This window comes from Streptomyces sp. NPDC006339 (assembly GCF_040612775.1).
GTDB lineage: Bacteria > Actinomycetota > Actinomycetes > Streptomycetales > Streptomycetaceae > Streptomyces.
In genome coordinates this window covers 37,673-45,767 of the sequence record NZ_JBEXQW010000059.1, presented here as the reverse complement: position 1 = coordinate 45,767, position 8,095 = coordinate 37,673, and the positions used below count along the sequence as shown (strand labels likewise).

12 protein-coding genes are annotated in these 8,095 nt (G+C 71.3%); all 12 read left to right on the top strand.

Annotated features, from left to right (window positions below):
- The coding region (locus ABZ135_RS33545; protein WP_356701264.1) for an SH3 domain-containing protein at positions 1-186 on the top strand (186 nt) is incomplete at its 5' end.
- 103 nt (positions 187-289) lie between these two features.
- Positions 290-772 carry a hypothetical protein gene (locus tag ABZ135_RS33540; protein ID WP_356701262.1) on the top strand — a complete coding sequence of 161 codons (483 nt, stop codon included), beginning with the start codon at positions 290-292 and terminating at the stop codon, positions 770-772.
- Complete coding sequence (locus ABZ135_RS33535; protein ID WP_356701260.1) at positions 769-1,218, top strand: hypothetical protein; 450 nt, start codon at positions 769-771, stop codon at positions 1,216-1,218. The genes ABZ135_RS33540 and ABZ135_RS33535 overlap by 4 nt, the downstream gene beginning before the upstream one ends.
- 10 nt (positions 1,219-1,228) lie before the next feature.
- Positions 1,229-1,642, top strand: a complete 414-nt coding sequence (locus ABZ135_RS33530; RefSeq protein WP_356701258.1) for a hypothetical protein — start codon at positions 1,229-1,231, stop codon at positions 1,640-1,642.
- A 41-nt stretch (positions 1,643-1,683) separates the two neighbouring features.
- On the top strand, positions 1,684-2,481 hold the full coding sequence (locus ABZ135_RS33525) for a helix-turn-helix domain-containing protein (protein WP_356701256.1): 798 nt from the start codon (positions 1,684-1,686) through the stop codon (positions 2,479-2,481).
- Positions 2,478-2,999, top strand: coding sequence for a regulator (locus tag ABZ135_RS33520; RefSeq protein ID WP_356701254.1), 522 nt, complete (start codon positions 2,478-2,480; stop codon positions 2,997-2,999). The genes ABZ135_RS33525 and ABZ135_RS33520 overlap by 4 nt, the downstream gene beginning before the upstream one ends.
- On the top strand, positions 2,996-4,231 hold the full coding sequence (locus tag ABZ135_RS33515) for an MFS transporter (protein WP_356701252.1): 1,236 nt from the start codon (positions 2,996-2,998) through the stop codon (positions 4,229-4,231). The genes ABZ135_RS33520 and ABZ135_RS33515 overlap by 4 nt, the downstream gene beginning before the upstream one ends.
- A 35-nt stretch (positions 4,232-4,266) precedes the next feature.
- The gene (locus ABZ135_RS33510; protein WP_071265904.1) at positions 4,267-4,569 is read left to right on the top strand and encodes a hypothetical protein; all 303 of its coding nucleotides are present in this window, start codon (positions 4,267-4,269) and stop codon (positions 4,567-4,569) included.
- Positions 4,570-4,608: 39 nt separating this feature from the next.
- Complete coding sequence (locus ABZ135_RS33505) at positions 4,609-5,838, top strand: ATP-grasp domain-containing protein (RefSeq protein ID WP_356701250.1); 1,230 nt, start codon at positions 4,609-4,611, stop codon at positions 5,836-5,838.
- Entirely contained in the window at positions 5,835-6,704 is an 870-nt protein-coding gene (locus tag ABZ135_RS33500; protein WP_356701248.1) for a DUF317 domain-containing protein, read from the top strand. The genes ABZ135_RS33505 and ABZ135_RS33500 overlap by 4 nt, the downstream gene beginning before the upstream one ends.
- Before the next feature lie 90 nt (positions 6,705-6,794).
- Complete coding sequence (locus ABZ135_RS33495; protein ID WP_356701246.1) at positions 6,795-7,220, top strand: hypothetical protein; 426 nt, start codon at positions 6,795-6,797, stop codon at positions 7,218-7,220.
- A 54-nt stretch (positions 7,221-7,274) separates the two neighbouring features.
- Complete coding sequence (locus ABZ135_RS33490; RefSeq protein ID WP_356701244.1) at positions 7,275-8,066, top strand: DUF317 domain-containing protein; 792 nt, start codon at positions 7,275-7,277, stop codon at positions 8,064-8,066.
- Positions 8,067-8,095 lie beyond the last annotated feature (29 nt).

Sequence of the window (8,095 nt, the reverse complement as noted above, 5' to 3'; positions counted from 1 at the left end):
GCCGTCACCATCCGGTCCAAGGCCACTACGAAGTCCACGGCCCTCGGCGTTCTCTACAAGAGCCACAAGTTCACCGTGCACAAGAAGAGCGGCAATTGGCTCTACATCACGAACAAGACGACGGGCGTCAAGGGCTGGGTCTCCGGCACGTACGTCTACCGAGACGTCCGCATGTGCCTCAGCTGACAGGCACGCAGCAGTAACCCGTCCACTCCCTAGCCGGGTTGCCTGACTCCTCGTCAATTCCCTGTCCCAATTTCCAGGTGTCGCCTTCCGGGAGGAGTTCCCCTTGTTCGATGACATATCCGATGGCATTGCGGATGTCGTGGGTGTGCTTACCGAACGGATCGAAGCCCACTTCGGAATGGGCATGGATCAGTTGAGGGCCGCAGTCACGGTCGCGCCGACCGCGAACCCTGATGCCACCGAGGTCGTCAAGTGGCATGGTCACCTCGTCGACGCCCAGGCTGTGCTCGACCGAGCGGAGGACGACCTGCTCGCCGCGTTGGAGACGCAGCCCAGTGAGATCGACGACCCCGCGATGGGCCTCGCCCAGCGCGTCAACGCGGCCGTCACGGCACGCGACGGCCGGGCCCAGGTCGTGCGGTGGCTTCTCGATCCCGACGCTCCGGGGAGGAAGGGCCTAGCTGCCGAACGCCTCGCCCGTCTCGATCGCGGCGCCCGCAAGGGCCCGGCGGTCCAGACCAGCGCTCCGCTCCGCCCCGCGGTTGCGCCGGCGTCGGTGCCGCGAGCGGGAAGGGGCGTGCTGTGAGCGTCCGACTCAAGTCCAGCACCGCAGACGGCCGCCTGCAGGAGGTCTTCGGCGCCCCGGTCGCCGAGCTGTACGCGACGGCTACCGGGCCCGATACCCCTCCCGCGCTGGCCCGTGCCCTGGAGCTGCGCTCCTTCCTCGCCCTCGCCGAGGAGCAGGTCGCCCGCGTCCGCGACCGCGTGCACGAGGCGATGGCACCCGACCGGGACATGGGCGAGCTGTCAGCCGGTGACCTCCGCTTCGACGCGCAGTGGCTGGAGGCGGCGCTTGATGCCCGCAACGGCTACCCCGCCGCCATCGGCCAGCTGCTGCGCACCATGCCACCACCCGATCAGCAGTCCCGCCCCGTCCGTACGGCGCGGCCAGTGGGCGACGCCGCCCTTCCTTCGTCCCTTGCCGCCCCGGTACCCGTGCGTGCCGGGGCGGCAAGGGCCCGCCGACCGTGAAAGCCCCCGCTTGCCCCACTCGACGTCCACCGAGATAGCCGGACGGATCGAGGACCTGTACGGCGCACCGCTCGCCGACCTCGAAGCTCATGCCCGAGACCAGCCGCCCGGCATGCTGGCCGCCCTGCTCGGCATGCACGCCGACCTCGCCCTCGCCGAGCGCAGCATCGAGTACCACCGCGATCAGCTCGCCCGGCTCCTCCACCCGGAACGGCAGATCACCCGGCCCGAGGTCTCCCACCTCCTCGACGGAGCCCGTCGGCTCGCCGAAGCCGTCGCCGCCCGCGACGCCCAGACCAAGTCGGTCTCCGCCGTTCTGCAGAGCCTGACCCGTATTTCGGCCCCGGCACCCTCCCCGCCGGCATCCGCGCCGCCCGTACCGGCTCCGCCCCGACCGGCCCAGAGCACGACGCGAAGCCGCTGACTCGCAGGCGATTTCCCTCTTCCCACCCAGGAGTTCCTACCTTGGCCATCACCGCTCTGCCTCCCGACACCGACGCCGACATCGCCCGGGTCACCGAGGCCCTCGCCATGATCACTCCGCGCTGGAACGTCAGGATCATGCTGGCGCTCTCCGGGCCGCCGCTGCGCTACAGCGAGCTGGCGGCCCGGGTGCCCTGGCTGCAGAGCGGCCAGCTCCACCCCAAGCTCAAGTCGCTGTGCGACGCCGGGCTCGTCGAGCGCACCGAACACACCGCGCGGCACGTCACCTACGGCCACACCGACCGTGGTGCCGCCCTGCTGCCGGTGCTGCCGGTGATCGTCACCTGGGCCGAGGAGCACCTGGAGAAGCCGGATCGCCCGCTGCCCGTGATCGAGCAAGTCGAGGACAGCCTCACCCTGCTCACCCGGCGTCACGCCGCCGCCCTGCTGTGGGTGCTCAAGCAGCGCGGAGAAGTGAGCGGCCGGGCCCTGGCCAGGATCGTCATGCCGAGCAGTGACTGGACCAACGTCTACCCGCCGCTACGGCAGTTGGTAGCCGACGGCTTGGTCGACACCGACGGGATCGGCCGCCCCTACCGGCTGTCCGCAGCGGGCGACGGCCTGGGGCCCGTTCTCGGAGCCGTGTCCGCGTGGTCCGCCGGTCAGCCCCTCAGCAAGGCCGGACAGCACCCGGTCTGGGGGCACCCCCAGACGACGCCCGCTCCGAAGCGATGGGTCAGCAACCAGACCCGGCCGACGTGGCACAACCGCGACCTCTTCTCCCACGCAATGCCCGCCCGCCCGACGGCGGCCCTCCCGGCGGGAGGCCCGCGCCGATGATGACCACCCTCTTCACCGCCGCCGAACTGCACAAGGCCACCGCGCTGCTGGCCTCGCCACCGCTGGTCCGGCTCATCACCGAGATCGACGACAACGGAGCAATACCGCCGCGACGACTGGCCAGCATCATCCCCGACCTCTCCACGCACCACCTGCGCCTTGCTGCCGAGACGGCCCGCGCCCATGGCCTCGTCCGGTCCGTGCCCGGCGTCGGCCTGGAACTCACCGAGACCGGTTCGGCTCTGGCCGACGTCTACGACGCGACCGCCCGATGGGCCCGCCGCCACGCTTACCCGGATCCGGTCTGCGACTTCGGCAGCCGCGTCCGGTACACCTTCGACCTCCTGGCGTCCGCGCTCGGAACCGGGCAGGCCGATGGCTTCCCCTCTCCGGCGACCGAGCCGGTGGTCGGCTCCGAGCCCGACACGGACCTTGATCGTCTTCGCACCCTGCTGCTCCAGTGGCTGACCACCAATCCGCAGGTCACCGCGCTGCCCGAGCCCGAGCCGATCGCGTGAGCACAGCGGTCGCACCCCGGCACGCGCGCCACACCGCCGGGCTGATGCGCGGCATCTACCTGCCGCGCACGGCGGACGCCCTGGCGTTCGCCATGTCCACCTACGGCATCCCCCTCCTTGTCTTGGCCACCACACGCTCCGCCACCCTGACGGGCGCCGCCTTCGCCCTGGAGTGGATCCCGAGGCTGGCGGCGTTCGGGTGGGCCGGCTCGGTCGTCGACCGGCGCGGAGCATCCGTCGTCTTCCACCTCGCCTCCCTGGGTCGAGCGCTGGCCCTCACCACCGGCGCCGTTCTTCTCTACCTGTACCCGTCCGGCATCGTGGCGAGCGTGACCGTGATGGCGCTCGCGGCGACCACCGGCGTGCTCACGGAGTTCAGTTACATCGCGGCCGAGACCGCGGGTGCCGCTGCCGGCCGCCGAGCCGGTGCACGCGCCCACCGCGTCCAGGCCGTTCTGCTCGGGATCGACCAGACCGCGACCTTGGCCGGACCCGCGCTCGCCGGACTGCTCCTGCTCACCGGCCCGCCGCAGATGCTCGCGGTGATCACCGCGCTCTCGCTGCTCGCCGCGCTGCTCGCCCTGCGCACACCCCCTTCGCCTGTCGCCCCGGCCCGACTGCCCAAGGGGCAGACGAACGCCGGCCTGCTCACCGGATGGCGCACCATCCGCTCGCTGCCCGCGCTCGGCTGGCTCGTGACCGGGCTGACCCTGTCCAACCTGGCCACCGGTCTCTTCCAAGCGGCTGGACCCGTGATCGTCGTCCAGCACTACGGGCAGTCGACCACCGCCGTCGGCCTGGTCTGGTCCGCCGCTGCCGGAGCGACGCTCCTGGCCGTCACCATCTGCCGGTTCGCGATCGACCGCCTGGGCCTGTGGCCGGTCGGTGCCGCCTGCGCCTCCCTCGCCTCGCTCGCCTGTCTCGCCGCCGCCCAGGCCCCCGACTACCTCTCCTACCTGATCCTGGTCGCCCTCCTCATGGCGGGCGAAGGCGGCATGACGGTGGTCCTGCGCACCCTGCGCTCCCGCCTCATTCCACCGGAGAAGTTCGGCAGCACCCTGTCGGCGACCATCCTCATCCTCCTGCTGCCCTTCCCCGTCGCCGGCGTGCTGACCGCACTCACCCCACCCGAGGCACTGGGCCACGTCATCACCGCCTGCGCCGCCCTGCAGGCCCTCGGGCTGTTCCTCGCCTTCGCCCGCCTGCGCACCGACCCCGCCCTGCACTCCTGACCCCGCCACGCTTTCCCCAGCCTGTGGAGAACCCCATGCCCGCTGTCGCTCTCGGCCCGAACCCTGCGCGCGGTCGCACCATCACCGAGCAGTTCCACGCCTTCGACGCACACAACCCGCACGTCTACCGAGCCCTGGAACGCCTGGCCGCCCGCCGCCTTGCCGCCGGCGCCACCCGCGTCGGCGTGAAGGACCTCTTCGAAGACCTGCGCCGCCAGCTCCCCCACGGCGTCGCCGGGCTGAACAACAACTACACCGCCCTCTACGCCCGCCGCCTGGTCGACGACCACCCCCGCTGGGCCGGCGCGTTCGAGCTGCGCCGCCGCCGCGCCGCCTGAAACGCGCGCCCTGCCCTCCACCGATACGGAGAACCCTTCTTGCCCGCTCGTCCCCTCGTACTCGTCGTCTCTCCGGGCGATGAGATCTACCGCGGCTACTGCCTCGAGCAGGTGGCCGCCGCGTACGACGTCGTCCTGCTGACCGGTACCGAGCCGTCGTGGGAGAAGCCGTACATCGTCGACCACGCCGTCGTCGCCCTGAACGACTCCGCAGCGCTGCTCGCCGCCGGCCGCGCCCTGGCCGAACGCCACGACCTCGGCGGCGTCGTCACGTGGGACGAGTGGAACCTCGTCCCCACCGCCCGTCTCGCCCGCGCGCTCGGCCTGCCGTCGAACTCCGTCGAGGTGACACGAGGCTGCCGCAACAAGGCCACCGCCCGCACGCTGTTCGCCCGCCACGGGGTGCCGTCGGCATCCTCCATGACGGCGCGCAGTCTGGTGGAGGCAGGACTGGCGACCATGACGCTGGGCTACCCCGCCGTCATCAAGCCGACCGCGTTCGCCGGCAGCATCGGCGTGATTCGCGTCAACCGGCCCGAAGAACTCCCCGCCGCGTTCGAGTTCGCCTCGGCCGGCGCGAGCCGCAGCCGCGAGGACACGGCCGTCCTGGTCGAGGAGTACCTCGACGGCCCCGAGGTCTCCGTCGAGTGCGTCACCCACCGCGGCGAGACCACCGCCGTCGCCGTGACCCGCAAGCAGCTGGGCCCCGCCCCGTACTTCGAGGAGATCGGCCACACCGTCGATGCGGCCGACCCGCTCCTCGCGCAGGTCGCCCCCGTCGCGGCGGCGGCCGTCAAGGCCCTGGGGCTCACCCACGGCGTACAGCACGTCGAGATGCGTCTCGTGGACGGCCGGCCTCGGCTGATCGAGGTGAACGCGCGCATCGGCGGCGACATGATCGGACACCTCGTCCGCCTCGCCACCGGCATCGACCTGCCGAGGGCCGCCGCCGACCTCGCCTGCGGCCGAGAACCAGACCTCACCCAGACCCACCGCGGAGCCGCAGGCATCCGCATGCTCCACCCCGCCGCCTCCGGCACGCTCACCGAACGGCACATCAACCAGCCGTTCGCCGCCCACACCCCGTGGCTGCGGCAGGTGCAGTGGATCCGCGAGATCGGTGACCGGTTCCTCCTGCCGCCCGACGGCGACCTGTTCACCGCCCGGGCCGGGTTCTACATCGTCACCGGCCGCAACACCGCCGAGGTCAACGAGCGTCTCGACACGGCGGGCGACGAGATCACCGTGACCACCCAGGCGGACCGATGAATCCACGGCCCGACCCGTCCTCCGACATCGATGGGGACGTCTACGTCTCCCCCCGCCATCTCGCCGGCTCCATCGGGATCGGTGACCCCGCGCTCGCCCCGCTGCTCAACCTCGGCTGGGACCTGGAGCACGACGACCGCGGCAACGTCTACGTCAACGCACCGGACCGCAAGGTCCGCCTCGGCTTCCTCCCCGAAGGAGAGGACGACGGCCTGTGGCGGATCAACGCCTACAAGGACCCGTTCGGTCCGCCGACCTGGGGCACGTGCTTCAACGACTCCTGCCCCACCGAGTTCGTGACGGCCTTCACCAACGCTCTCGCCGAGGCGTACGAGAACGGCCCGGACGCCTACCTCGCCGCGCCCGACCCGAGGAGCATGGACCGTGACCCGTTCGTCGCGGTCGTCCCGCTCATCCAACGCGGCTGGCAGATCGACCACCCCCGTTGGGGAGTCTTCGCGATCCACTCCGACGACGGGCTCGCCGGACTGGAGTTCACCACCGGGCGCCTCGACCCGCAAGCCGAGCTCACCACGCGCGACGCCCGCTGGAGCCTGTGGGCCGGCACCTCCATCGACCGCCCCGCCTGGTACGCGACCGCCAGCACGGACACCCCTGTCGCCCTGCTCAAGGCCGTCACCGAGTGCGTCTCCGACCCGGCCCCGCTGCCCCGCTGGCGTCAGGACACTCACAGCTACGTCGAGGGCATGGCCCAGCTCACCCCCGTCCTCCCGCCAAGCCCGCCGGCCCCGACCCCGCTCGACGTGCAGCGGGCCGTCTCCCGACGACCGGCCACGCTCCCAGCCTCCAGCGTCCCGCGCTGGAGCACCACCAGCCGCCCGGCCCTGCCCAGCCAGCGCCGCTGACACCGGCTCGATCCCGACCGGAGATCACGTCTTGTCCCTGCCCCCGAGTTCTTCGCCGAACTGTGCCTCCCCTTCCCCGACAGCACCGTCGTGGGCAACACCCACTACGCCACCCCCGCCGCGGGCGCACCGCTGCGGCTGCGGATCAGCTTCACCCGAGCCCTCTACGCGGACACGTACGGCGGCCTGCGTCTGGCAGTCGTCCACGCAGGCCGGGGCGATATCGATGCGGTGGAACTCAGCTTCGTGGACCACGGCACCTTTCACCGTCGCGATGAGGCCCGCAACACCTTGGTGGACAGCAACCAGTACGGCACGTTCAACACGTACCGCCGGGCCGGCAAGCCGCCTTGGGAGGGCGCCGAAACCACGGGCCTGCGTGACGCCATCGAGCAGTACACCGCCGTCTGGTTCCCCGGTGCGTGGGCCACGCCGGCGCCGCGCCGCATCACGGGCCTCACCGCTCACAAGGCTCCCGCCCAGCTGGCCACCCGCAGCGGTGGCCGCGGCCGGTGAGCCGAGCTCCTTCGTCCCTGTGCCGTTTCACTCAGCCTTACCCGGAGCCACTGCGTGTCCACCGACCCGTTCAAGAATCTTGACCCCGCCCAGACCGTGAAGGTCCTTCCCCGCCACCTGGCAGGACCCGGCCCCATCAGCCCCAGCACCGTCTGGCCCTTCCCCTTCGACCACGACTGGTCACTGCACCAGCCCGAGGAAGGAACGGCCTTCGCCACCAGTCCCTGCCTGCGGCTGTGGACCAGCTTCGAGCCCAAGCCTGAAGAGCCTCGCAACGGGACATGGACCATCGCCGCGAACCGTGTCCCGTTCGGCCCAACGGCCTGGCAGATCACCATCGACGCCTCCACGCCGGTCGAGCTCCTGCATGACCTCCACACCGAACTGCTCGACCTCTACCTGGAAGACCGGTACAGCGACCGCGACTGGCTGTACGAGGACGAGACCGCGCCGCACGAGGCGTACGCACCGCTGTTCGCGCGGGGGTGGAGCCACAGCGTCAAGACGGACGGCACCCAGACCTTCCTGGCACCGGACGGGCTCGGGGGCGTACGGCACCGCTACGCCACCACCGGATCCGACGGTCCGACCTGGAGGGCCTGGGGCGGATTCCCGATCGAGCCCCACTGGCAGGCGCGCTTCTCCTTCGGTACGCCCCCCACGCTCGTCGCGGCCTTCACCGCCTCGCTGATCTCCACCGAGCCGGTCCACCGCACCGCCCAGGACGTCCCCTTCCACACTCGCCATCACCTCTACGTTGCCGCACCCGTGTCAGCCAAGCAGATGTCGGGCTCGCTGCCCGTCGTCCCGCCTCACAAGGGCGTCGGCCCCGGCCGATCTCTCTGACTTCCCTTCCTCACTCGAACCAAGGAGTC

What these genes read in the sequence shown, in the direction of transcription:
- ABZ135_RS33520 (WP_356701254.1), top strand. Translation starts at nt 2,478, where the DNA reads ATGATGACCACCCTCTTCACCGCCGCCGAACTGCACAAGGCCACCGCG.
- ABZ135_RS33510 (WP_071265904.1), top strand. Translation starts at nt 4,267, where the DNA reads ATGCCCGCTGTCGCTCTCGGCCCGAACCCTGCGCGCGGTCGCACCATC.
- ABZ135_RS33500 (WP_356701248.1), top strand. Translation starts at nt 5,835, where the DNA reads ATGAATCCACGGCCCGACCCGTCCTCCGACATCGATGGGGACGTCTAC.